Source organism: Kitasatospora gansuensis (assembly GCF_014203705.1).
Classification (GTDB): Bacteria; Actinomycetota; Actinomycetes; order Streptomycetales; family Streptomycetaceae; genus Kitasatospora; species Kitasatospora gansuensis.
In genome coordinates this window covers 6012120-6035685 of the sequence record NZ_JACHJR010000001.1, presented here as the reverse complement: position 1 = coordinate 6035685, position 23566 = coordinate 6012120, and the positions used below count along the sequence as shown (strand labels likewise).

General features: G+C 71.1%; 19 protein-coding genes. 11 read left to right on the top strand and 8 right to left on the bottom strand.

The genetic code is table 11. The annotated features are described in order from the left end of the window. Positions 1-54 precede the first annotated feature (54 nt). The 7 genes from F4556_RS27270 to F4556_RS27240 all read left to right on the top strand — a co-directional run bounded on the left by F4556_RS27270 (position 55) and on the right by F4556_RS27240 (position 7387). On the top strand, positions 55-816 hold the full coding sequence (locus F4556_RS27270; protein ID WP_184920567.1) for a 3-hydroxybutyrate dehydrogenase: 762 nt from the start codon (positions 55-57) through the stop codon (positions 814-816). A gap of 61 nt (positions 817-877) precedes the next feature. Then, entirely contained in the window at positions 878-2242 is a 1365-nt protein-coding gene (locus tag F4556_RS27265; protein WP_184920565.1) for an MFS transporter, read from the top strand. 76 nt (positions 2243-2318) lie between these two features. After that, complete coding sequence (locus F4556_RS27260) at positions 2319-4232, top strand: helix-turn-helix domain-containing protein (RefSeq protein ID WP_376775749.1); 1914 nt, start codon at positions 2319-2321, stop codon at positions 4230-4232. Positions 4233-4459: 227 nt separating this feature from the next. Continuing rightward, on the top strand, positions 4460-5230 hold the full coding sequence (gene lipB / locus F4556_RS27255; protein ID WP_184925235.1) for a lipoyl(octanoyl) transferase LipB: 771 nt from the start codon (positions 4460-4462) through the stop codon (positions 5228-5230). A 122-nt stretch (positions 5231-5352) separates the two neighbouring features. Next, positions 5353-6306 (top strand): lipoyl synthase, encoded by a 954-nt coding sequence (gene lipA, locus F4556_RS27250; protein ID WP_184920563.1) that lies wholly within the window; start codon positions 5353-5355, stop codon positions 6304-6306. A gap of 125 nt (positions 6307-6431) precedes the next feature. Further along, the gene (locus tag F4556_RS27245) at positions 6432-6611 is read left to right on the top strand and encodes a hypothetical protein (protein ID WP_184920561.1); all 180 of its coding nucleotides are present in this window, start codon (positions 6432-6434) and stop codon (positions 6609-6611) included. A gap of 86 nt (positions 6612-6697) precedes the next feature. Next, the gene (locus tag F4556_RS27240; RefSeq protein WP_184920559.1) at positions 6698-7387 is read left to right on the top strand and encodes a DUF4191 domain-containing protein; all 690 of its coding nucleotides are present in this window, start codon (positions 6698-6700) and stop codon (positions 7385-7387) included. A gap of 76 nt (positions 7388-7463) precedes the next feature. On the opposite strand, the gene F4556_RS27235 is transcribed toward F4556_RS27240, so the two are convergent. Next, positions 7464-7931: an RDD family protein gene (locus F4556_RS27235; RefSeq protein WP_184920557.1), complete on the bottom strand. Its 468-nt coding sequence runs from the start codon at positions 7929-7931 to the stop codon at positions 7464-7466. A 258-nt stretch (positions 7932-8189) separates the two neighbouring features. Between F4556_RS27235 and glnA the strand changes: the two genes are divergently transcribed. Beyond that, positions 8190-9602: a type I glutamate--ammonia ligase gene (gene glnA / locus F4556_RS27230; protein WP_184920555.1), complete on the top strand. Its 1413-nt coding sequence runs from the start codon at positions 8190-8192 to the stop codon at positions 9600-9602. Positions 9603-9920: 318 nt separating this feature from the next. Here glnA and F4556_RS27225 read toward each other — a convergent pair whose 3' ends face one another. From F4556_RS27225 to F4556_RS27215, 3 genes are all read right to left on the bottom strand, one after another. Then, positions 9921-11984, bottom strand: a complete 2064-nt coding sequence (locus F4556_RS27225) for a DUF11 domain-containing protein (RefSeq protein ID WP_184920553.1) — start codon at positions 11982-11984, stop codon at positions 9921-9923. 50 nt (positions 11985-12034) lie between these two features. Then, entirely contained in the window at positions 12035-14098 is a 2064-nt protein-coding gene (locus tag F4556_RS27220) for a lectin-like domain-containing protein (protein ID WP_246511095.1), read from the bottom strand. Between the two features lie 80 nt (positions 14099-14178). Continuing rightward, a complete protein-coding gene (locus F4556_RS27215; RefSeq protein WP_184920550.1) occupies positions 14179-16428 on the bottom strand; it encodes a DUF11 domain-containing protein in 2250 nt (749 codons plus the stop codon). Between the two features lie 231 nt (positions 16429-16659). Between F4556_RS27215 and F4556_RS38510 the strand changes: the two genes are divergently transcribed. Further along, positions 16660-17868: a hypothetical protein gene (locus tag F4556_RS38510; RefSeq protein WP_246511094.1), complete on the top strand. Its 1209-nt coding sequence runs from the start codon at positions 16660-16662 to the stop codon at positions 17866-17868. Between the two features lie 164 nt (positions 17869-18032). Here the strand turns inward: F4556_RS38510 and F4556_RS27205 are convergent, their stop codons facing one another. Then, entirely contained in the window at positions 18033-18563 is a 531-nt protein-coding gene (locus F4556_RS27205) for a hypothetical protein (RefSeq protein WP_184920548.1), read from the bottom strand. Positions 18564-18902: 339 nt separating this feature from the next. Between F4556_RS27205 and F4556_RS27200 the strand changes: the two genes are divergently transcribed. Continuing rightward, positions 18903-19952, top strand: coding sequence for a hypothetical protein (locus F4556_RS27200; RefSeq protein WP_184920546.1), 1050 nt, complete (start codon positions 18903-18905; stop codon positions 19950-19952). 202 nt (positions 19953-20154) lie between these two features. Here the strand turns inward: F4556_RS27200 and F4556_RS38505 are convergent, their stop codons facing one another. Then, the gene (locus F4556_RS38505) at positions 20155-21003 is read right to left on the bottom strand and encodes a hypothetical protein (RefSeq protein ID WP_246511093.1); all 849 of its coding nucleotides are present in this window, start codon (positions 21001-21003) and stop codon (positions 20155-20157) included. Between F4556_RS38505 and F4556_RS27190 the strand changes: the two genes are divergently transcribed. After that, complete coding sequence (locus F4556_RS27190; protein ID WP_184920544.1) at positions 20996-21508, top strand: hypothetical protein; 513 nt, start codon at positions 20996-20998, stop codon at positions 21506-21508. The genes F4556_RS38505 and F4556_RS27190 overlap by 8 nt on opposite strands. A gap of 435 nt (positions 21509-21943) precedes the next feature. Here F4556_RS27190 and F4556_RS27185 read toward each other — a convergent pair whose 3' ends face one another. Together F4556_RS27185 and F4556_RS27180 are read right to left on the bottom strand one after the other, a co-directional pair. After that, positions 21944-23020 carry an alpha/beta hydrolase gene (locus tag F4556_RS27185; RefSeq protein WP_184920542.1) on the bottom strand — a complete coding sequence of 359 codons (1077 nt, stop codon included), beginning with the start codon at positions 23018-23020 and terminating at the stop codon, positions 21944-21946. Further along, positions 23017-23565 carry a SigE family RNA polymerase sigma factor gene (locus tag F4556_RS27180; RefSeq protein WP_184920540.1) on the bottom strand — a complete coding sequence of 183 codons (549 nt, stop codon included), beginning with the start codon at positions 23563-23565 and terminating at the stop codon, positions 23017-23019. Before F4556_RS27180 ends, F4556_RS27185 begins: the two co-directional genes overlap by 4 nt. Between the last annotated feature and the right edge of the window lies 1 nt (position 23566).

Sequence of the window (23566 nt, the reverse complement as noted above, 5' to 3'; positions counted from 1 at the left end):
TGTGGCTGCCCGGCACATAGGAGTGAGCGCCGTCGGTTTCTACCGTTCTCGGCCATGGACACCACTTCAGCCCGCTCGCTGGCCGGCCGCACGGCGCTGGTCACCGGCGCCGCCTCGGGGATCGGCCGGGCCTGCGCCGAGGTCTTCGCCGCCGCCGGCGCCCGGGTCTACGTCGTCGACCTCGCGGCCGAGCCGGCCAAGGAACTCGCCGCCCGGATCGGCGGTGAGGCGGTCGTCGCGGACCTCTCCGACCCGGCTGCCGTGGACGCGCTGCCGGACGACGCCGACATCGTCGTCAACAACGCGGGCCTCCAGCACGTCGCGCCGGTGCACGAGTTCCCGCCGGACCGGTTCGCGCTGATCCAGCGGGTGATGGTGGAGGCCCCGTTCCGCATCCTGCGCCGCACCCTGCCGCACATGTACGAGCAGGACTGGGGACGGGTCGTCAACATCTCGTCCGTGCACGGGCTGCGGGCCAGCGCCTTCAAGTCCGCGTACGTGACCGCCAAGCACGGTCTCGAGGGGCTGAGCAAGACCGTCGCGCTGGAGGGCGCCCCGTACGGCGTCACCAGCAACTGCATCAACCCGGCCTACGTGCGCACCGCCCTGGTGGAGAAGCAGATCGCCGCCCAGGCCCTGGCGCACGGCATCCGGGAGGACGAGGTGGTGGAGCAGATCATGCTCGACCGGACCGCCGTCAAGCGGCTGATCGAGGCCGACGAGGTGGCCCAGCTCGCCCTCTGGCTCTGCTCCCCGCACGCCTCCTACATCACGGGGGCCAGCCTGCCGGTCGACGGCGGCTGGACCGCACACTGATCTCCCCCGCTCACCCGTCCCGCCCCCGCCCCGTCCCCCCGCAACCCCAGACAGGTGACCCATGGCCAGTTCTCCCGACGCAGCGAGAACCCAAGGCGCTTCGCTCCGCAAGGTGGTCGGCGCCAGCCTGATCGGCACCACCATCGAGTGGTACGACTACTTCCTCTACGGCACCGCCGCCGCGCTGGTCTTCAACAAGGTGTTCTTCCCCAACACCGACCCGCTGACCGGCACCCTGCTCTCCTTCCTCACCTATGCGATCGGCTTCGCCGCCCGGCCGCTCGGCGCGCTGGTCTTCGGTCACTTCGGCGACCGGATAGGCCGCAAGAAGCTGCTGGTGCTGAGCCTGCTGCTGATGGGCGGTTCGACCACCCTGATCGGCTGTCTGCCGACGTACCATCAGGCCGGCATCGCGGCACCGGTGTTGCTCACCGTGCTGCGGCTGGTGCAGGGCTTCGCGCTCGGCGGCGAGTGGGGCGGCGCGGTGCTGCTGGTCTCCGAGCACGGGGACGCCAAGCGGCGCGGCTTCTGGGCCTCCTGGCCGCAGGGCGGCGCGCCGGCCGGGAACCTGCTGGCGGCGGGCGTGCTCTCGCTGATGACGGCCGTTCAGTCCGACGCGGACTTCATCGCCTGGGGCTGGCGGGTGCCGTTCCTGCTGTCCGCGCTGCTGGTGATGGTCGGTCTGTGGATCCGGCTCGCGGTGGACGAGTCGCCGCTGTTCAAGCAGGCCCTCGCCGCCTCGGAGGCCCGCAAGGCGCAGGCGCCGGAGCAGCCGCCGCTGGTCGCGGTGCTGCGCCACCACTGGCGCGAGGTGCTGACGGCGATGGGCGCACGGATGGCGGAGAACATCTCGTACTACGTGATGACCACCTTCGTGCTGGCCTACGCGGTCGGTCACGTGCACCTGCCGAAGCAGACCGCGCTGAACGCGGTGCTGATCGCCTCGGCGATCCAGTTCGCGCTGATCCCGCTGTTCGGGGCGCTCTCGGACCGGATCGGCCGCAAGCCGGTCTACCTGTTCGGCGCGGTCGGGGTCGGGATCTGGGCGTTCGTCTTCTTCGGTCTGGTGGACACCAAGAGCTTCGGCTCGATGCTGCTCGCGGTGAGCGTCGGGCTGTTCTTCCACAGCGCGATGTACGCGCCGCAGGCGGCCTTCTTCTCCGAGCTGTTCGCCACCCGGATGCGGTACTCGGGCGCCTCGATCGGCTCCCAGTTCGCCTCGGTGGCGGCCGGCGCCCCGGCTCCGCTGATCGCCACCGCGCTGCTCAAGGACTACGGCAGCTCGACCCCGATCGCGGTCTACGTGGCGATCGCCGCGGTGATCACGGTGGTCGCGGTGCTCTGCGCCCGGGAGACCCGGGGCCGTGACCTGGCCGAGGTCGGCGAGGACGCACCGGCTCCGGCCGGGCAGCCCGTCGGCGTCTGATCCCCCGTCGATCCCCCCGGAACGTCCGGTACCGGTTCGGTACCGGACGTTCCTCCACCCCCGCAGAACTGGCACGATGGCCCGCACCATGGACGACCCGCACCCCCACTCCAGCGCCGCCCCCGCCCTACGGCGGCTGCTCGACCTGCTCGCCTCCGGCGCCGCCACCGAGGACTTCGCGGAGGTGCTCGCCGAGGCCCGGCGCCAGGGCGCGCCCGCGGCCGTGCTGGCCGAGATCGACGACGCCACCTGGCTGGCCCTGCGGGTGCACCGGACGATGCGTCAGCACCGGCGCCGGGAGGCCGAGCTGACCGCGCTCTTCGACACCGCGGGTGACCTGGCCGCCTCCCGCGACCTGGACGCGGTGCTGCAGGCGATCGTCCGCCGGGCCCGGATGCTGCTCGGCACCGACACCGCGTACCTGACCCTGCCGGACCAGGCCGCCGGGGACACCTACATGCGAGTCACCGACGGCTCGGTCTCGGTGCTGTTCCAGACCCTGCGGCTCAGCCTCGGCGACGGTCTCGGCGGCCTGGTGGCGCAGACCGCCCGGCCGTACGCGACGCCGGACTACCGCACCGACGAGCGGTTCCACCACACCGGCAAGATCGACGCCGGGGTGCTGGACGAGGGCCTGGTGGCGATCATCGGCGTCCCGCTGCTGCTCGGCGGCCAGGTGATCGGCGTGCTGTTCGCCGCCGACCGCTCGCCCCGGGCGTTCTCCCCCGACGAGGTCGCGCTGCTCTGCACGCTGGCCGCGCACGCCGCGATCGCGCTGGACACCGCCAAGGCGCTGGCCGACACCCGGGCCGCACTCGCCGAGCTGAACACCGCGAACGCGGTGATCCAGGCCCACTCCGCCGCCGTCCAGCGCGCCGAGCGGGCCCACGACCGGCTCACCGACCTGGTGCTGCGCGGTGCCGAAGTCCCCGACGTGGCGGCCGCGGTGGCCGCGCTGCTCGGCGGCGAGGTGGGCGTACGCGACGCCGAGGGGCTCGCACTGGCCGGGCGCACGCCGGGAGCTGACGGACTGTCGGACGCGGTCGCGGCCTCGCGCGCCGAGGGCCGCGCCGTCCGGGCCGGCGACAGCTGGGTCTGCGCGGTGCTGGCCGGCCAGGAACCGCTGGGCAGCATCGTGCTGCACGACCGGCCCGACCTGGACGACGCCGACCGCCGCCTGTTCGAGCGCGCCGGGGTGGTCACCGCGCTCCTGCTGCTGCTCCGCCGCTCGGTCGCCGAGACCGAGAACCGGGTCCGCGGCGAGCTGCTGGCCGACCTGCTCAGCTCCCCCGACCGCGACCCGGCCGGGCTGACCGCCCGGGGCCGCCGGCTCGGCGTCGACCTGGGCCGCCCGCACCTGGTGCTGGTCGCGATGGTCCCCGCCGCCGACCGGGCCCGGCTGGCGGGCGCGGCCTCCCGCTACCTGTTCGGCTCGCGCGGGATCAGCGCCGAGCACGGCGAGGCCGTCGTCCTGCTGCTGCCCGAGGACGGCGGCAGCACCCCGGGCGACGCGGCCGAACTGGCCGCCGACCGGCTGGCCCGGCTGGCCGGGTTCCCGGTCACGGTCGGCGCCGGCCGGGTCGCCGCCGGGCCGGTGGCGCTCGCCGCGGCGTACACCGAAGGGCTGCGCTGCGTACGGGCGTTGGGGGTGCTCGGCCGCGAAGGTGACGGGGCGTCGGCGGCCGACCTCGGCTTCCTCGGCGTGCTGCTCGGCGACGGCCACGACGTGGCCGCGTTCGTCGGCGCCACCCTCGGCCCGCTGCTGGACTACGACACCCGCCGGGGCACCGAACTGGTCCGCACCCTGCGCGCCTACTTCGACTGCGGCGGCAGCCTGACCCGGGCCAAGGACGAGCTGCACGTCCACGTGAACACGGTGGTCCAGCGCCTCGACCGGGTCGAGATCCTGCTCGGCCACGACTGGAACCACCCGGAACGGTCGCTGGAACTCCAGTTGGCGCTGCGGCTGCAACTTCTCGCCGAGGGGTAGGTGACGGTTCGTGGCTGGCGGGCAACACTGCGAAAGTGCCTGACCATTTACGTACGGATCACCTTGTACGAGGTCGGCGTCGCAGTTCCCCGAGCCCCTGGTGGCTGATGCCCGGAGCGCAGTGACAGGCCTCGCGGGGGCGCGAAGCGTGGGGCGTACAGTTGCCGGGTTGGTCTCGAACGCCATGGCAAGGAGCAGCGGTGAGCGAGCAGGTACGTTTCGTACGGATGGGCATAGGCGAGCGGTCGGTGCCGTACGAGGAGGCCTGGGCGGAGCAGCAGCGGCTGCACGCGCTGCGGGTCGCGGACGAGATCCCGGACACCGTGCTGCTGCTGGAGCACCCGCCGGTGTACACGGCGGGCAAGCGGACCAACCCCGAGGACTTCCCGCTCGACGGCACCCCCGTCGTGCAGGTGAACCGGGGCGGCGAGATCACCTGGCACGGCCCCGGCCAGCTGGTCGGGTACCCGATCGTGAAGCTGCCGGACCCGATCGACGTGGTCGCGTACGTCCGTCGGCTGGAGGAGGCGCTGATCCGGGCCTGCGGCGAGTTCGGGGTGGGCACCACCCGGATCGAGGGCCGAAGCGGGGTCTGGGTGCTCGGTGCGGAGATCCCGGACGCGGTGGTGGACCCGTCCCAGGTGGTCGAGATCGGCAAACTCACCCTTCGGATGGGGTTGCCGCTGGGGATCGACCCCCGGCTGGCCGGTCCGGAGTACGCGGCGTCCAACGCGGGCCAGCGCGGCGACGACCGCAAACTGGCGGCGATCGGCGTGCGGGTCGCCCGTGGTGTGACGATGCACGGGTTCGCGCTGAACTGCGACCCCGACATGACGTGGTTCGACCGGATCGTCCCCTGTGGCATCCGGGACGCCGGGGTCGGCTCGGTCAGCTCCGAGCTGGGCCGTGATTTCGGGGTCGGCGAGGCCCTGCCGGTGGTGGAACGTCACCTCCGCGAGGTGCTGGCCGAACTGCCGGAGCCCGCACTGACCCGCTGAGCGGGAATGTGCAGCGCCACCGGGGCGCTGTGCCCCCTGCGAATGCAGGGTGCAGGCCCGGTACAAGCCCCATAAGCACAGGCGTACCCTGGGGGTACCCCGTCTAGTTCTAGGAGTCGCACGTGTCCGCTGTCGCGCCCGACGGCAGGAAGCTCCTCCGCCTGGAGGTCCGCAACAGCGAGACCCCCATCGAGCGGAAGCCCGAGTGGATCAAGACCCGGGCCAAGATGGGCCCCGAGTACAACTCGCTTCACGCCCTGGTGAAGAAGGAGGGGCTGCACACGGTCTGTCAGGAGGCCGGCTGCCCCAACATCTTCGAGTGCTGGGAGGACCGCGAGGCGACCTTCCTGATCGGCGGTGACCAGTGCACCCGCCGCTGCGACTTCTGCCAGATCGACACCGGCAAGCCCGCCGACTTCGACCGGGACGAGCCGCGCCGGGTCGCCGAGTCGATCGTCACGATGGACCTGAACTACGCCACCATCACCGGTGTCGCCCGTGACGACCTGCCGGACGGCGGGGCCTGGCTGTACGCCGAGACGGTCCGCCAGGTGCACGCGCTGACGGCGGGCCGGGAGACCGGCCGTACCGGCGTCGAGCTGCTGATCCCGGACTTCAACGCGGTGCCCGAGCAGCTGGCCGAGGTCTTCTCGTCCCGCCCCGAGGTGCTGGCGCACAACGTCGAGACGGTGCCGCGGATCTTCAAGCGGATCCGCCCGGCGTTCCGCTACGAGCGCTCGCTGGACGTCATCACCCAGGCCCGCGCGGCCGGTCTGGTGACCAAGTCCAACCTGATCCTGGGTATGGGCGAGACCCGCGAGGAGGTCAGCCAGGCGCTGGCCGACCTGGTGGGTGCGGGCTGCGAGCTGATCACCATCACCCAGTACCTGCGGCCGTCGGTGCGGCACCACCCCGTCGAGCGCTGGGTGAAGCCGCACGAGTTCGTCGAGCTCCAGCAGGAGGCCGAGGAGCTGGGCTTCGCCGGCGTCATGTCGGGCCCGCTGGTCCGCTCCTCGTACCGGGCCGGGCGGCTGTACCGCCAGGCGCTGGAGCACCGCGAGCGCGCGGGCGTCTGACCTGCTTGAGCCGGGGCCGGGACGTGGATCTCAGGTCCCGGCCCCGGTCTGTCATCCGGCTACCTTTCATCCGGCTTTGACCGGCAGGTCACCGCCCGGTAACACCTCCGGGGGAGGCTGGGCACATGTCGATCCTGGTCCACGCCCTGCGGCGCACCGAGCGGCTGCTCCTGGCGGGTGGTCAGCAGCGGGCCCGCCGGAACGCCTGGTCGGCCGTCTGCGAGAACCGCCGACACGCCGCCGACCGGTCCGAGGCCGCCGCGCTCTTCCCGGCCGAGCAGCCGGGTGCGCTGCGCCGGGCCTGAGCTACCGCCGGCCCCGGGGCGCGTCCGGGTTGCAGTTTGGGGGCGCCCTTGGATATCCCGTGCCCCCGCCACGTACCATGAGCGTTATGGCGAGGCAAAAATCGGATACCCCTGGGCGGCTCAGTCAGATCCGCCAGGCGTACACAATGACCAAGAAGGTCGACACCAAGATCGGCCTGATCATCGCGGCCGTCGGCCTCATCACCTTCGGCGTGTTCCTCGCCATCGGCTTTGTGATCGACCACCCGATCTACCTGGGTGTTCTCGGCTTCATCGTGGGCTTCCTGGCCATGGCGATCGTCTTCGGGCGGCGCGCCGAGAAGGCGGCCTTCGGTCAGATGGAGGGTCAGCCGGGCGCCGTCGCGGCCGTGCTGAACAACATCCGCCGCGGCTGGAGCGCCAACCCGACCCCGGTCGCGGTCACCCGTAACCAGGACGCGGTCTACCGTGCGATCGGCCGTCCCGGCATCGCGCTGATCGGCGAGGGCAACCCGAACCGGGTCCGCGGCCTGCTGGCGGCGGAAAAGAAGAAGATGGCCCGCGTGGTCGGCGACATCCCGGTGCACGACATCGTGGTGGGCAACGGCGAGGGCGAGGTGCCGCTGAAGAAGCTCCAGGTGCACCTGATGCGCCTGCCGCGCGCGATCACCCCGGGCCAGGTCACCGAGACCAACGACCGGCTGCGCGCCCTGGGCGACCTGCTCTCCAAGGCGCCGATCCCCAAGGGCCCGATGCCCAAGGGCGCCCGGATGCCCAAGGGCGGCCAGGTCCGCTGACCGCTCCCCCACCGACACACCACGGCCCCGCCGCGAGACTCTCGCGGCGGGGCCGTTCGACTGTCCGGCACCAGGATTAGATCCGGACCTCGACGGTGCCGACCGCCTTGTCGTGCAGACCCCGGGTGTCCCGGTCCCAGACCACGGCCGGGACCACCAGGCAGAGCAGCAGGGTGCGCAGCAGCACCTGCGGGATGGACGCCCGGCCGCCGTCCAGCCGGACCACCCGCAGCCCGAACAGCCGCTTGCCGACCGTGGTGCCGGTGGTGGCCAGCAGCAGCACCGTGATGACGTAGAACAGCGGCGTGGACCACATGTTGGCGCTCGCCGCGACGCCCTGGCTCACCAGCCCGTACGCCACCAGGCTGCACAGCCAGCCGTCGACGAACAGTGCACCGATCCGCCGCCCGGGGCCGGCCAGCGCACCGGGGCCCTCCTTGGGCAGGCCGAGGCGCTCGCCGCGGTAGCCGAAGTCGGCACCCATCCGCTCGGCGGCGGTCTTAGGGCCGTCGATCCACGATCCCAACGCATCTCTGGTGTCCACGAATCCACACTATCCGGGCAGTGCGGACGATCTTCGGGCCCCTCCCCCCGTACGGGTGATTCCGCTCCGAGCGGGCTTCCGGAGTGGTCCAGACCACTTCTCGGACACCCCCTCCGCAGGGGTGGCGTTTTGCCCGGAACCGTATGCGTTTGCCGCCCGCCGGAGCAGGGTGGTTAACATTCAGGAAACGGTGGAGTCACCAACCGGAAACGGCACATTCCTAGGGTGAGCCACCACACGGCCCGCTGAGGAGGATGGATGTTCAACAACGCCGCCGAGGTCAAGCAGTACATCGCGGACAACGACATCAAGTTCGTCGACGTGAGGTTCTGCGACCTGCCGGGCGTCATGCAGCACTTCTCAGTGCCTGCGGCGACCTTCGACCCGTCCGAGACCCTGATGTTCGACGGCTCGTCGATCCGCGGTTTCCAGGCCATCCACGAGTCCGACATGGCGCTCGTCCCGGACCTGACCACCGCCAGGCTCGACCCGTTCCGGAAGGAGAAGCACCTCAACATCAACTTCTTCATCCAGGACCCGATCACCGGCGAGGCCTACAGCCGCGACCCGCGCAACGTCGCCAAGAAGGCCGAGGCCTACCTCGCCTCCTCCGGCATCGCCGACACCGCCTACTTCGGGCCCGAGGCCGAGTTCTACGTCTTCGACTCGGTCCGCTTCGAGACCAGCGCGAACGCCTCGTACTACCACATCGACTCCGAGGCCGGCGCCTGGAACTCCGGCTCCGCCGAGGGCGACGCCCGTGGCTACAAGGTCAAGTACAAGGGCGGCTACTTCCCGATCCCGCCGGTCGACCACTTCGCCGACCTGCGCGCCGAGATGTCCCTCGAGCTCTCCGCCGCCGGCCTCGAGGTCGAGCGCCAGCACCACGAGGTGGGCACCGCCGGGCAGGCCGAGATCAACTACAAGTTCAACACCCTGCTGCACGCCGCCGACGACCTGATGCTGTTCAAGTACATCATCAAGAACGTCGCCTGGCGGAACGGCAAGACCGCCACCTTCATGCCGAAGCCGATCTTCGGCGACAACGGCTCGGGCATGCACGTCCACCAGTCGCTGTGGACCGAGGGCTCCCCGCTCTTCTACGACGAGCAGGGCTACGCGGGCCTCTCCGACACCGCCCGCTACTACATCGGCGGCCTGCTCAAGCACGCCCCCTCGCTGCTCGCCTTCACCAACCCCTCGGTGAACTCGTACCACCGCCTGGTCCCCGGCTTCGAGGCCCCGGTCAACCTGGTCTACTCCCAGCGCAACCGCTCCGCCGCGATCCGGATCCCGATCACCGGCTCCAACGCCAAGGCCAAGCGCATCGAGTTCCGCGCGCCCGACCCCTCCTCCAACCCCTACCTCGCCTTCGCCGCCATGCTGATGGCCGGCCTCGACGGCATCAAGAACAAGATCGAGCCCCTCGAGCCGGTCGACAAGGACCTCTACGAGCTCGCCCCCGACGAGCACGCCTCCGTCCCCCAGGTCCCCGCCTCCCTCGGCGCCGTCCTGGAAGCCCTGGAGGCCGACCACGAGTACCTCCTCGCGGGCGGCGTCTTCACCCCGGACCTGATCGAGACCTGGATCGACTTCAAGCGCACCAACGAGATCGCCCCGATCGCGCTCCGGCCGCACCCGCACGAGTTCGAGCTGTACTACGACCTGTAGGACCCCCTCTGACCTGCGGAAATGCAGGTTGATCTCTCATCGTTTCCGCAGGTCAGCACCCTCCTGGCCTGCGGAAACGCTGTCTTCGAACCCGCCGTCGACCGTCCAACGGCTCGCGATGTGAAATGAGAGTGAAACGGAGAACGGACCCGCAGAGCGACCGAGCCCATCAGCTTCTTTTGTGCCTGGCCGACAGGTGACCCTCGCCAGAAGGGAAGCCGGTACCGAGGATCTTGTTGCGCCGCGCCGAGTTCGAGCTGTACCCCCAAAGCCGCAGCGCTATCCCTGGGCCGAGGTCGGCCCAGGGAGCCGGGGCCGTCAGGAGGGCACCTTGTCGATCTCCAGGTCGGCTTCCGGGCCCCTGACGAGGTTGCCGGGCGGGCCGGCCGCGTTGCTGGTGTTGTTGTCGGGGACGGGGTCCTCGGTGGTGGCCGTGGCCTTGGCGATGTTGCGGATGTCGGAGCCGTTGCCGCTGTAGGCCGGGTCGAGTCGGACGGTGAACACCCAGCGGTGCGAGGTGCCGGAGGCGATGGCGGCCGGTCCGCAGCTGACGACCTGTCCGGAGGCGGTGCAGCCGTCCGCCGAGGAGACGAAGAGCAGTTGGGCGGGGAGGGTGTCGCTGATCGTCACGCCGAGGGCGTCGGAGGGGCCGTTGTCGGTGGCGGTCACCGCGTACTGGAACGTCTCGCCGGGGGCGATCGGCGTGGTCGTGACGGTCTCCTTCGCGGTGGAGACGTCCGCCCGGGGGTCGCCGGCCTTGCCGTCGGGCAGGCCGGTGGTGGAGCTGTCGTTGTCGGTCTTGGGGTCGATGTTGTCGGCGGTGACCTTGGCGCTGTTCTTGATCGCGCTGCCGTCGCCCCGGTAGGCGGGGTCGAGCTTGACGGTCAGCACGTACTGCTCGCTCTCGCCGACCTTCAGCGGGGTGGGCCGCTTGCAGGTCACCACCGTGCCGGTCTCGGTGCAGCCGGCCGGGGTGGAGGAGACGTAGATCAGCTCCTTGGGGAGCTTGTCGGCGAGGGTCACGCCGTACGCGTCGGCGGAGGGGCCGTTGTTGACGACGGTGATCAGGTAGTCGAAGGTCGCCCCGGGGGTCGGCGCCGAGGTGCCGACCGCCTTCTTGGTGACGCCGAGGTCCGCGGTCGGGGGGTTGACCTTGGAGCCGGGCGGGCCGGCCGCGTTGCTGGTGTTGTTGGCCGGGACGGGGTCCTTGGTGGCGGAGGCCACCGTGGCGGTGTTGAGGATGTCGGAGCCGTCCCCCTTGTAGCCGGGGTCGATCCGCACCTTGAGGGTCCAGGTCAGCGAGTCGCCCGCGACCAGGGTCGGCTGCGGGCCGCAGCTGACGGTCTGTCCGTTGGCGGTGCACCCGTTCGGTGAGGAGACGAAACTCAGCATGGCCGGGAGCTTGTCGGTCGAGGTCACCACGGTGGCGTCGGAGGGGCCCTTGTTGGTGGCCGTGATCCGGTAGTCGAAGGTCTCGCCGGGGGCCACCGGGGTGTCGGAGCCGGCCTTCTTGACGGCCGAGAGGTCCGCCTCGGCGCCGCCGAGTCCGCCGGGCAGGTCGGCGGGCTTGCTGGTGTTGTTCCCGGGGACGGGGTCCGCCGCGTCGGACTTGGAGGTGGCGGTGTTCTTCAGGTCGGTGCCGTCGCCCCGGTAGGAGGCGGCCAGCAGGACCTTGATCTTCCAGGCCGTGGAGGCGCCGGCGGCCAGCTTCGTGACGGGCCCGCAGGTCACGTCCTGGCTGGTTGCGGTGCAGCCGTCCGCGGAGGAGACGAAGGTGAGTCCGGCGGGCAGCTTGTCGGTGACCATCGCGTTCGGGGCGTCCGAGGGCCCGTGGTTGGTGGTGGTGATCAGGTACTCGAACTCGGTGCCCGGGACGACCGGCCCGGCGCCCACCCCGGCCTTGGTGGTGGAGAGGTCGGACTTGCGGTCGAACGGACCGTCGGGCCGCACCGGTGGGTTGGTGTTGTTCCCCGTGGCCGGGTCGTGGGCGTCCGAGGCGGTGGTGGCGACGTTGCCCAGGTCCGAACCGTCGCCCTCGTACGAGGGGCTCAGCCGCACCACCATGCTCCAGCTCTTGGTGGCGCCGACCGCCAGCTCCGCCGCCGGCCCGCAGGTGACCTTCTGCCCCACCGCCGTGCAGCCGTCGTCGGAGGAGACGAAGGTGATGCCGTCCGGCAGGGTGTCCTTGGCGGTGACGTTCTTGGCCACCGAGGGGCCCTTGTTCTTGGTGCTCAGGGTGTAGGTGAAGGTCTCGCCGGGCGCCACGGCCGGCCGTGCTGCGGTCGCGGCGGCAGCCGGCCCCAGGGCCAGCAGCACGGTGAGCGCGCCGGCCGTCAGCCGGCGGGTCGACCGTCGGCGTGAGGTGGGTGTGGTGGTGTGCATCGGTTCCTGTTCCACGGGTGGGTCAGCGGCCGACGGCCGGTGACGGGTCGTCAGGGAGTGGTCTTGCCGAAGTCCAGGTCCGCCTCCGGGGAACGGACGGTCCCGCCGGGCGGCCCGGCGGACGGGCTGGTGTTGTTCGCGGCCACCGGGTCGGCGGTGGTCGCGGCGGCCGTGGCGGTGTTGCGGACGTCCGTGCCGTCGCCCTTGTAGCCGGGGTCCAGGCGCACGGTGAACGTCCAGGACCTGGAGGCGCCGGGGGCGAGCGGGTCGGTGCTCGTGCAGGTCACCGACTGCCCCGTGGAGCCGCACTTGTCGGTGGATGAGACGAACGCCAGCGTGACCGGGAGCGGGTCGAGCGCCCGGACGCCGACTGCCTGGGAAGGGCCGGTGTTGGTGACCGTCACCCGGTAGTCGAAGGTCTCGCCGGGGGCCACTGGGGTGGTGCCGACGGCGCTCTTGGCCGCCGCCAGGTCCGCCTGGGCGGCCGCCACGCCGCCCGGCGGCCCGGTGGCGGCACTCGTGTTGTTGTCGGCCTTCGGGTCGACGGCGTCCGAGGCGGAGGTCGCGGTGTTGCGGGCGTCGCTGCCGTCACCCGCGTAGGCCGGGTCGAGCCGCACGGTGACGGTCCATGAGGTCGCCGCCCCCGCCGCCAGGTTGGCGACCGGACCGCAGCTGATCCTCCGCCCGTCGGCGGTGCACCCCGGGGAGGCGGAGACGTACAGCAGCGGGCTGGGCAGCACGTCCGTCATGACGGCCCTGGTGGTGTCGGCCGGGCCGAGGTTGGTGGTGGTGATCCGGTAGTCGAAGGTCTGCCCGGGGATGACCGGGCCCTTGCCGAGGGCCTCCTTGCCGGTGGTGATGTCGGCCGGGCCGGCCGTGATCTCGGTGACGGCGGTGGCGGTGTTGTCGGCGGGGTTGAGGTCGGTCCGGTCCTTGGGCGCCGTGACGGTGGCGGTGTTGCGCAGGGTGGTCGGCGAGGTCGGGGCGGTGCCGGTCACGGTGTACGTGGCGGTGCCGCCGCGTTTGAGGTCGGCGGTGGTGTCGATGGTGTTGCCGGTGCCGGATGCCTGCCCGCAGGTGCTGCCGCTGGAGGCGGTGCAGGTCCAGGAGACCGAGGTCAGACCGGGCACGGTGTCCTGGACGCGGGCACCGGTGACGTCGTTGGTCGCGTCGTTGGAGACGGTGACGGTGTAGGTCACCCTGTCGGCCCCGGCCTTGGCGGAGGCCGGGGTGCCGGTCTTGGCGATCGAGAGGTTGGCTGGTGCGTTGATGGTGAGGTCGGCGATCTCGTGGTTGTTGGTGGCCCCGCCGGTGCTGGCCGAGAATCCCACCCTCAGGGTGCTGGGCAGCTTCGGCTGGTCGGTGATGGTGTTGATGTCGAAGTCGGTGATCAGCTGCGTCAGGGTGGTACCCGGTCCACTGTCGGACCAGAGCGACAGCAGCAGCTTCTTGTCCTTGGGGAGCAGCGAGATCCGGATGGTGCGCAGCTTGGCCCGGCTGCCGGTCTCGACCGACCCGCCGGGACCGTTGGCGCTGGTGCCGAAGCGGTAGCCGGTGTTCTTGTCGCCGCCGCCGCGCACCACGATCTTGTTCGTGGCCGCGCCCGGTCCGCCGTTGCCGATGAGGTTGGAGGAGAAGTTGCCGAACTCGTCGATGCCCACGCCCAGGAACGCCCCGGGTAGGCCGTTGGTGTTGCACGTGCTGGTCGTCCCGGCGCACGCGTAACCCAGGGCTCCGCCGAGCGCGCCCGTGCCACGGGTGGCCGCACCGTCGGCGAGGAAGAAGGCCATGCCGTCGCCACGCTTGCCGTCCCAGGTGCTGCCGCCCCAACTGGCGTACTGGAACTCGGCGATGATGCCCAGGTCGGCCGGGAAGGAGTCGTTCGTCTGCCAGGCGCCGGCCTGGCTGGCGCTGGCGCTGGTGAGGCGCATCCAGCCGTTGTCGAAGGTCACCGTGCCGGAGGTGGTCCCGCTGTTGGTGGCGGAGTCGAAGGCCTCGTGGACGGGGAACGTCACTGTGGCGCGGTGGGCCGTCCGGCCCAGCGGATCGGCGTGACCGGGAGTGCCGGCGGCCACGGCGGCGATCAGGCCGAGGCCGAGGACGGCGGCGGCCAAGGCCTGGAGCGGGCGTGGCCATCGGCACCGGTGGGGGTGCGGGGATGCCTGCACGGATCCTGCCCTTTCGTTGGGACGGGTCATGACCGGGGCCAGCGCCGGGCCCCGTCCAGGCGGCGCCACCGGCGGGAGAGTGCCAGCAGGCCCGCTCCGGCGAGGAGCGCGACCGATGCGGTCACCGGCAGCGCGGCCGGCAGGTGGCTGCCGGTGTCCGGGAGCGGCTTCGGGCCGAAGGTGGGGGTGGGAGCGGGCTTCGGAGTGGGGGTGGATTCCGGGCCGGGAGTCGGCGGGATCGTGACGGGCAGCGGCCCGCCGTCGGGGCCGGTGGTGCCCGCCCGGTTGGTGTTGTTGGCGCGGTCCGGGTCCGGGGTGTCCGAGGTGGCGGTGGCGATGTTGTCGACGGCCGAGCCGCTGCCCCGGAAGCCGGCCGCCAGCCGCACCGTGAGGTCGAACACGGCCGTCTCCCCGGCCTGGAGCGGGCCGGTGGAGCGGCAGCTGACGGTCTGTCCGGTCGCGGCGCAGCCGTCCGGTGCGGAGACGAAGGTGAGCGGAGCGGGCAGCGGGTCCGTGACCGTCAGGCCGCGTGCGTCGGAGGGGCCGTGGTTGCGCACGGCGATCCGGTAGGCGAAGACGTCCCCGGGAGAAACCGCCTGCCGCCCGGCGGGGAGCACGGCCCGTTTGGTGGTCTCCAGGTCGGCACTCCCGCCCAACGTGGCAACGGTCCAACTCGCCTTGTCGTTGGCGGAGTTGCGGTCTTCTGGACTCTGGACGACGGCGGTGCCGCCGGTCAGTGTGGTGTTCGGAGGCGCGGACGGCGCGACGTCGACCGGGAAGTCCACCGCGAACGGCATGTCGGCGGATCGGCGTCGGCCGGGGGTGACGGTGCAGCGCAGCTGACGGCCGCTCGCCTCCGCCGTGCAGCCCGGCGGAAGTCCCGTGCTCGGCACGGTGGTCCGCTCGGGCATCGTCACGGTGACGACGCCGGGCTGCCGCCTCGTGGACGGGCCGAGGCTGCTGACGGTGAGCCGGGCGGTGCTCTGCCGGCCGGAGTGGACGGCCGGGGCGGGACCGACGGTGACGGTGTGGTCCGCGGCCGGTGGGCCGGGCCGGAGGGTGCTGTCGGGATTCGGCAGGCCGGTCACCGCGACGGTGTTGTTCGCCACCTCCGGGTCCGGGGTGGTCGAGCTCACCGTGGCCCGGTTCAGCACGTCCGAGCCGTCGCCGTCGTAGGCCGGGTCGAGCCGCACGGTGACGGAGCGGCTCTTCGTGGCGGCGGGTGCGAGGCGGTCCAGGACGGGGCAGGTCAGCATCGCGCCGTAGGTGTCGGCCGGGCCGGTGCAGCCGTCGGCGGAGGACACGAAGGCGAGGGCGGACGGCAGTTGGTCCGTGACGGTCACGGCCGCAGCCTCGGAGGGGCCGTGGTTGACCACCGTGAGCAGGTACTCGAAGGTCTCACCGGGTGTGACGGGACCGGTTCCTGACGGTCTCTTGGCGATCGCCAGGTCCGCCGTCGGCCCCGTCACCGATCCGCCGGGGAGCCCGGCGCCGGGGCGGGGTCCGGTGTTGTTCACGGGGCGCGGGTCGGGGGTGCTGGAGGCGACGCTGCCCTGGTTGGCGATCTCGTCGCCGGTGCCGGTGTACGCCGGGTCCAGGCGGACCAGGATCACCCAGGAGGCGGTGGTGCCCGGGACCACCAGCGGTCTCGGCCCGCAGGTGACCTTCTGCCCTCGGGCCGTGCAGCCGTCCTCGGAGGAGACGAAGAGCAGTGGGCGGGGGAGGTTGTCCGTCACCACCACGTCCCGGGCCGCCGAGGGGCCGTGGTTGACCACCGTGATGGTGTAGCGGAAGGTCTCACCCGGAGCCACCCGTGCGGCCGGGGTCCGGCCCCAGGACTGCAGCCGGGCGTGCGGCGCACCATCGGAGGCGGGGTCGTCGGCGAAGGGGACGGTCGAGGGAGCGGGACAGCGGGGGGTGCGGACCAACAGCTCGGGCTCCGCCACGCCGTCCCCGGCCGGGGTGGCCCTGGTGATCGTCACCTCCCGGCCTGCCGGGAGGTCCCCCAGCCAGGCGGGGGCACCCGGCCCGGTCGCGACCGACAGCTCGGAGCGCGGGCCGGCACTGCCGTTCGCCAGCGAGAGCAGCAGCGGCCCGTCAACCTCCGTCACCCGGCTCTGACGCCCGGTCAGCCCGCCTCCGCCCTCGGCACACTCGGCGCTCCCGGCGGCGGCCGGCCCGCCCGTGCCGAAGCAGAGCACGGTCAGGGCCAGCACGGTGGGTGCCAACCAACGGACCCGGCGCACCAGTGCGGACCACCGAGCGGAGCTCGGCACGCTTGCTGCCTTCACACGTCATCTCCAGCCAGAGGGCCGAACCCGGCGCTCCCTCGATACCCTCGGCCAGCATGGAAATATGACTAATGCTCACTCTGTCACCGGGTTGGGTGCGTCCCTGCACTCCGTTGCCCGCCCCCGCACACCGCCGCCTGACCGCCGAGGCCGGGCGGCTCCGCCAGATCACCTTGTTGAGGGAGAGTCAGAGCGCTGCTCACCCAAACGGCATTCATGTACCGACCGGAGGTCAAGTCCTCCGCCTGCTTCACGGTGGCCTCGCTGGGGGTGGGCATCCGGGACGCGACGGGCAACAACCTGGACTTTCCCGGCGGTCTGACGAACCAGCAGATCTGCCCGAAGGGGCTGACCGTGAAGACCGGGGCGCGGTCGTTCGCGGCGGGGACGTACCGGATGTTCGGGTACTACCAGGAGCAGAGCGGTGCCTGGAAGAACCTGCCGGAGCAGACCTTCACCGTCGCCCCGGCCCCTCTCGTGGTGACCGCGGACCGGGTGGCCCCGGACGACGCGACCGCCGAGACCCCGGTGACGGGTCAACTGACCCTGCACGCGTCGAAGTGCTTCACCGCGGCGGTGGTGGGCGTCGGGGTCCGGGACGCCGCCGGCAACAACCTGGACTTCCCCGGGGCGGTGGCGAACCAGCAGGTCTGCACCGAGGACGTGACCGTGAAGACCGGCGCGCGGTCGTTCCCGGCGGGCACGTACCGGATGTTCGGGTACTACCAGGACCAGGCCGGCGCCTGGTACAACCTCCCGGAGCAGGTGTTCACCGTCACGGGTTCCTCCAACGCCGACCCGTCTGCGCCGGTGGCCGGCAAGAAGCTGATCTGGCGGGAGGAGTTCGACGGCCCGATCTCCGCGGCCAAGTGGAACAAGGCGACCAGCAGCGCCTACCGCTACGGCAACTACAACCCGGATGACGACAAGCTCGACCGGATCGACCCCGACAAAGTCACGGTGACCGACGGCACGGCGGTCTTCAGCGCCACCCCCAGCAACTTCACCCTTCCCAACGGCCACAAGGCCTGGGACACCGGTCTGATCACCACCGAGTACATCTCCGAGCGGTTCATGGTGAAGACCGGCGACTACGCCGAGACCCGGATCCGGACGCCCAAGGAGATGGGGGGCCTGGCCGGCGCTGTGGACCTGGCACCAGGGCGGCAACGAGATCGACTCCTTCGAGTACCACCCGGACAACCCGGCGCTGCTCGAACTGACCAACCACGTCATTCCGGCTCAGAAGTACTGGACCGACGACACCGCCGTGAAGCCCGGCGAGTGGGTCACCATCGGCGCCCACTACCGCGCCGGCTCGGTCGACTGGTACGTCAACGACGTCAAGGTCTTCGAGGACAAGAAGGGCGTCGGCGCACACTGGTCCGCCTACCTGATCCTCAACCTCTCGCTCTGCTCCGGTGACTACCACCCCTCCCCGAAGGGCGGCACGGTCAGCTTCGCCTCGGACTTCGTCCGGGTGTACCGCTGAGCCCAGGCCGACGGCGCGGTGACGCGGCATCGACTGCCGTGCCGCCGCCCCGGCGGCGCGTGCCACCGGGCCTAACCGACGGCCCGGCCCGGCCAGCTCAGCTCAGCACGGCGTCGGCCACCGGGACGTCGTAATAGCCGGTGTCGGCCGCGTCCGGAGCGGTGTCCTCGCTCACCGTGGCCGAGCCGCCGTTGAGCACGCCGGTGGCGTCGGCGGCGAGCCGGGCCGGGATGATCGCAATGGCGCTGTTCCCGGCGGGCAAGCCCTTGCGGTAGTGGCAGGTCACCGTGAGCCCGTCGACCGCGCAGTTCTCGGGGAAGAACGGTTCCTCCGGCGTGGTGCCCTGAGGAAGGGTCACCACCACGGTGAAGGCCTGGCTCCGGTCGGACCCGTCGTTGACCACCAGGGCGCGGACGGTCGCCAACTCACCCGCCGGCACGGGGTCGGTGTCCTGCGGCATAACCTTCAACTGACCGGCCCTGGCCCGGTCCACCGGCGGTGCCGGGAGGTGCAGGCCCGGGCGGACCCCGGCCCCCGGCCTGCCGGCCGCCGGGGCGGCCGGCGCCGCCGCGACCACCGCCACCAGCACACAGCAGACGGCTGCCACCGTCGCCAACTTGCGAGCCATCGGACCCACTCCCCACAGAACGGGACGTCACCTCATCGGTGTGCGAACGTCCCTCCACAGTAGGCAGCCGCACGGCTCCCACCCGTGCACCGATACGCCCGCCACGCTCGCCGATCTCCCCAACAGGCCGTTCCGGACCGGGGCGATGTTCCAGGAGAAACGTCTCAGCAAAAAAGTCGAGCGCGGGCTCCGCGAACGCCCCGGTGATCTCGTCCGTCAGAAAATTCACAGCAAACACCGTTCACTCGATCGGACCAACTGGAGGCAGGGGCCGAGTGTTCTCCGACCCCAGCCGCCATGCTCTCCCCGGGACAGTGGTTCCGAAATGGGGTGCAGTGAATGCCTGACGTCTTCGACCGGATCCATCGTTACGTCGAAAAGGTTCTGGGGAACGAGCCGGTCTGCGTCCATGCCCAGGATATTCAGGATTGCTCGGTGAAGCAGCATCCGGACTACAGAACATTCCGAAAATCTGCCGTGCCATCCGGCATCAAATTGACATCGGGAACCCGATCCCATCTCTGGGAATCCATGGTTGCACTAGGAAGGCTCTGCGACATGGACAATGACGACAGGTGGAGCATGGTGGTTCTGGACTGCATCTCCCCCGTTCTTCGGGCAAAATCCTGGAAGATCTCTCGGGACTTCCACACCGACCGAGAAGAAGTCCAGTCGGACATGGCGGAAGCGGCGATCATCACGTGGACAGAGACCGCACAAGGATTTCCCCCCAAAACAGTCAGGGGCGCCATGGTGAAATCTGCCTTCTCCGCCGCCTACGACCGAGCGAAGGTCACTATGCGCGAGACTTCCCGGTTCGATATGGAATCACTCCGCCTGCCGGCTGCTCCGAGCAAGCTCTCGGCGCGGGGCGGGGTGCCTTTCATCAGGGTTACTGATGCACAGTCACCTGAGATGGCGGCGGTCATCCGGGGTGAGCAGTACGGGTCCTGGTTCTACGAGCACAATTACATGGACCGCACAATGGCCCTCCACGAAAGTGTCCGGTCCGGTCACTTCTCCGGAGGGCTCTTTTCGGCGCCGGGCGAAGAGGCGGCGGCCCGCGGGATCACCTCGGACCGGAACCGCTGTTACCGGGTTTCGGACCTCCTGCCCGCGTTCATCGGGGTCCAAGAGGCTGCGGCAGCGATGGGGATCACCGAGGCCGCTGCCCGGCGGGCGATCGGGGACGGATCATTCCCCTGCCCCGTGACCACCATGGGGCGGACGTACAGCATTTCGGTGCGGGCCCTCATGCGCGGGTTGAACATCCCCGACTCCCTCATCCATCCGGACGACGTGGAGAACGGGGCGGCTTATGCAGCGGGGCTCCTTGATGGGGTCGACCTCTCGGAGGTGCCTCAGGGACTGGACTGCCCGGAACGGTAGTGGTGGGGCGGTCACCGGAGCCGGGCGGAACGGACGCCGGTGAACGTCACCTTCCGCCATGGCCGGGCGGTAAGGGTCCTCCGACCACCCAATCGGCGCGCTTCGGACGTCGGTGGTGATCCAGCGCTCGCGCAGCAGCGATACGCCGAGTTCCCGACGGATCCGGTGGAGAGCCGCGAGCACCAGGTGCGACCGGGCGAACTCATCCGGTGCCGGTGTCAGGCTCGCTGTCGTGCCCGTCCGGGTCCGGCAGCGGGGCCGCGAGTTCCTGGCGCACTCGGCGCCAGGCCCGGATGAGTTCGGGCAGCTTGGCCAGTACCTCCCGGATCTGGGTGAGCACGAGCATGACGCATCCGAAGGCCGCGAGGACACCGATGGTGATGCCGTCCCAGTTCACTGCGGCACGTCCGCTTCCGGGGCGAACACGCCCCGGCGGCAGAGCCAGTCGAGCGCGTCCGCACCCAGTCGGTCCGGTGCTTCTCGGAGCGCGGCTCCGACGGCTGCGGAGGTCGTGCAGCGTCCCGGGCGCGCCCGCCCGGTCCAGCGCGCCGAATCTCCGCAGGGCGGTGGCCGCGACGGCGGGCCAGCCCGGCATGCCGAAGTGGCCCGGGGTCTTGACCGCGGCCGACACCGCCCGGTGCATCAACGCGGTCCGCCAGCCCAGTTCCTTCATCTGCTTGCCGGTGAACCAGATCCCACTGTCGACATACTGGCAGAACTCCTCGGTGGGCTCTCCACAGGCCATCAGGGTGAAGGAGGAACCGCCCGCCCACCGCAGCCGCACGTCGGACGCAATCGTCTGGAACACGAACAGCTCCTCCGGGCCGCCGTCCCGGGCGGCGAGCAAAGCCGCGCGGGCCGTCCGGTAGAGGTCAACGCTCTGGGCGAAGATCTCGCCGTTGGACGGCCCCGTACCGGCCGCGTGAATCGCGTCCAACGGGCCGTCTCGCCAGACGTCGGCCACCAGTCCGACCGCGGCTGCGTCAACGAGGACCTCGGTGTTCTCGTGGTTGAGCCCGAAGTACGCCAGCACCTGTCCGTACTTGTCCACCAATCCGTCCGGGTCGCCGTCGAAGCCGGTGAGTGGCGGCTCCTCCTCGACCGGCGGTCTGCGCCGCGGCGGCGGGAGGTCGTCAGGGCGTTCCAGCTCAAAAGGCGACTACATAGGGGCCGAGAGCGGCTCGCCCTATGGCTACCGGGACCCGGACTGCGAGGCGCTGGAGATGCATCTCGGCTTCCGCTACGGCTGCCAGGAGATCGTCCGGCGTCTGCGCGCGGAGCCGAACCTGCTCCCGGCCTCGATCCGGGCCATGCACGCCGACGACACGATGGACCGCGAGGACCGCATTGAGATGCTGCGCGCCGAGGCCGACCACAGCTTGGTACGTGAGGTGATGACCCTGACTCCGGACACCTGGGACGAGATCTCCGAGGAGGCCCAGCACCAGGTCTTCGGCTACCTCGTGAAAAGCATGATCCCGGTTGGGCGGCCCGGCCAGCCCCCATCGGAGCGTTTCCTGATCACCTGGCGCATCCCAGACGCCCACAGCCAGTAGGCGCTGCATGCCTGGCCCTGTCGAGCGGGGAGGGTACGAGCCTCGGGGAGACGGGCCGGCGGGCCGGCGGGTCGGATGGTGGCCGGGGTTGGGCGGGGGTGCGTCGGCGGGCGGAGCCGACATCACAGAGCGCCTGGTGGCGGCACGCGGCGCCGGCCCGCTTCGCCCGGTGCTGGCGCGCGGAGACGGGAAGTGACCGGGATCGCGGCCGCCGCCACGAAGGCGCACGGTCCGTCCTGACCGGCTGAGCCCCGCCGCAGGCCAGTGAGCCGCAGCATGGTCACCGGGTGGCAGAGGACCGCCAAGGTAGCAACGGGAGACCGCTTCGAGCAGTGTGGTGCAGGCGAGGCGCAGCCGGACGTCCTCGGTGCTGGCGACGTGCGCGGGCGGCGGGCGACTCTCTGCGGGGAGTTGTCCACTTGCGGATCCGCCGGCTCACTTCAGTCGCTGGGAGAGCCAGCGGAAGACGTCCGGCAGGGCGTCGCGCCAGAGCGGGGTGAGGCGTCGGCCGCTGAGTTCGGTGACGGTGACGGTGGTCGGGGCTTTCGCCGCCTGGGCGAGGGCCTGGGCGTCCGCGAGGGTGTCCTCCTCGGTGCTGCTCGCGTAGATGTCGACGCGCGGTGGCGGGGCTGCCGTGCGCAGCATGTGCAGCGGGTTGTACTTCTCGCGCAGCGCCGGGTCCTGTGCTTCGGGTGAACTCGGCTCCATGCCCGGGTCGTTGAAGCCGCTGAGGCTCACCGCCGCGCTGTAGCGGTCGGGGTGGGCGAGGGCCAGCCGGGTCGCGCAGTGGCCGCCGGCCGAGTAGCCCGCCAACGCCCAGTTGCGGGGGTCGCGTTCGGCTCGGAAGTTGTCGAGGACGAGTTGAGGGACGTCGCCGGTGATCCAGGTCTCGGCCTGCGGCCGGCCGGGCAGGTCCGCGCAGCCGGCGTCCGAACTGCCGGCGAGGCCGAAAGCTCGCGGCGAGACCAGGATGAACGGCAGGGCCGTGCCGTCCGCGATCATCGGTTTGAGCTGCTCCGACGCCTTCAGCAGGCTGAACCAGGCGCTGCTGGAGCCCGGGTAGTTGGAGAGCACCTCCAGGACCGGGAAGCTGCGGTGCCGGTACGCGGGGTCGTCGTACTGCGGTGGGAGCCAGACCAACACCTCGGCGTCGACGCCCGAGAGCCGTCCTTTGAGCTGCGTCACCTTGACGTCCCTGGGGACGGCCGCGTCGGCGGAGGCGGTGAACTCGGCCTGCGGGACTGCCGTAACCACGACCGGGTCGGTGGCCGGGCCCGGTGGGGGCGCCGGGTTGCGGCCCGGGAGCAGCGCGAGGGTGAGGGCGGGCACCACGACGGCCGTCACGGCGAGCGCGGTCCGGACCGCCGTCCGGCGCCGCCGCAGCCCGCGGCCGTCGCGGACGATCGCGGCGTACGGCGCCGGGGAGATGGCGAGGTCGGCGGTGCCGTGAGCGAGGGCGTGGCGCAGCCCTGGTTCGTCGGCGGGGGTGTGGCTCTCGTCGGGCCGGGTCATGCGAGCACCTCGGGTCGGAAGTCGGTCGTGGCCGGCGTGCTGAGGCCGGTGGGTCCGAGGTGGGTGCGCAGCTTGGCCAGCCCCTTGGCGGCCTGGCTCTTGACCGTGCCGGTGGAGCAGTCGAGCGCTGCGGCGACCTGGGCCTCGGAGAGGTCCTCCCAGTAGCGCAGCACCACCACGGCCCGTTGCCGGGCCGGCAGGGTGGCGAGCGCCGCGAAGAGCACCTGGCGCTGGTCCGTCTGCGCGTTGGCGTCCGGTGCGTGCGGGCCGCCCGGCTCCGGCAGTTCGTCCGTCGGGTACTCCGCCAGGCGGCGTTTGCGGAAGCGGTCGATGTTGCTCGTCACCAGGATGCGGCGCACGTACGCGTCCGGACTGTTGCTGCTGCGGACCCGTCGCCAGGACGCGTACACCTTGGTCAGCGTGGTCTGGGCGAGGTCCTCGGCGTCGTGCCGGTTCCCGGTCAGCAGGTACGCCGTCCGGACCAGCCCGTTCCACCTGCCCTGTACGAAGCTGCTGAACTCCGCTTCGTCGTCGTAGCTGCCCATC

Excerpts from the sequence above, each read along its gene's own strand:
- F4556_RS27200 (WP_184920546.1), top strand. The coding sequence starts at position 18,903 with ATGCCTGACGTCTTCGACCGGATCCATCGTTACGTCGAAAAGGTTCTG.
- F4556_RS27205 (WP_184920548.1), bottom strand. The coding sequence starts at position 18,563 with ATGGCTCGCAAGTTGGCGACGGTGGCAGCCGTCTGCTGTGTGCTGGTG.
- lipB (WP_184925235.1), top strand. The coding sequence starts at position 4,460 with ATGGGCATAGGCGAGCGGTCGGTGCCGTACGAGGAGGCCTGGGCGGAG.
- glnA (WP_184920555.1), top strand. The coding sequence starts at position 8,190 with ATGTTCAACAACGCCGCCGAGGTCAAGCAGTACATCGCGGACAACGAC.
- F4556_RS27225 (WP_184920553.1), bottom strand. The coding sequence starts at position 11,984 with ATGCACACCACCACACCCACCTCACGCCGACGGTCGACCCGCCGGCTG.
- F4556_RS27185 (WP_184920542.1), bottom strand. The coding sequence starts at position 23,020 with ATGACCCGGCCCGACGAGAGCCACACCCCCGCCGACGAACCAGGGCTG.
- F4556_RS27240 (WP_184920559.1), top strand. The coding sequence starts at position 6,698 with ATGGCGAGGCAAAAATCGGATACCCCTGGGCGGCTCAGTCAGATCCGC.
- F4556_RS27270 (WP_184920567.1), top strand. The coding sequence starts at position 55 with ATGGACACCACTTCAGCCCGCTCGCTGGCCGGCCGCACGGCGCTGGTC.
- F4556_RS27180 (WP_184920540.1), bottom strand. The coding sequence starts at position 23,565 with ATGGGCAGCTACGACGACGAAGCGGAGTTCAGCAGCTTCGTACAGGGC.
- F4556_RS38510 (WP_246511094.1), top strand. The coding sequence starts at position 16,660 with ATGTACCGACCGGAGGTCAAGTCCTCCGCCTGCTTCACGGTGGCCTCG.
- F4556_RS27265 (WP_184920565.1), top strand. The coding sequence starts at position 878 with ATGGCCAGTTCTCCCGACGCAGCGAGAACCCAAGGCGCTTCGCTCCGC.
- F4556_RS27245 (WP_184920561.1), top strand. The coding sequence starts at position 6,432 with ATGTCGATCCTGGTCCACGCCCTGCGGCGCACCGAGCGGCTGCTCCTG.
- F4556_RS27260 (WP_376775749.1), top strand. The coding sequence starts at position 2,319 with ATGGCCCGCACCATGGACGACCCGCACCCCCACTCCAGCGCCGCCCCC.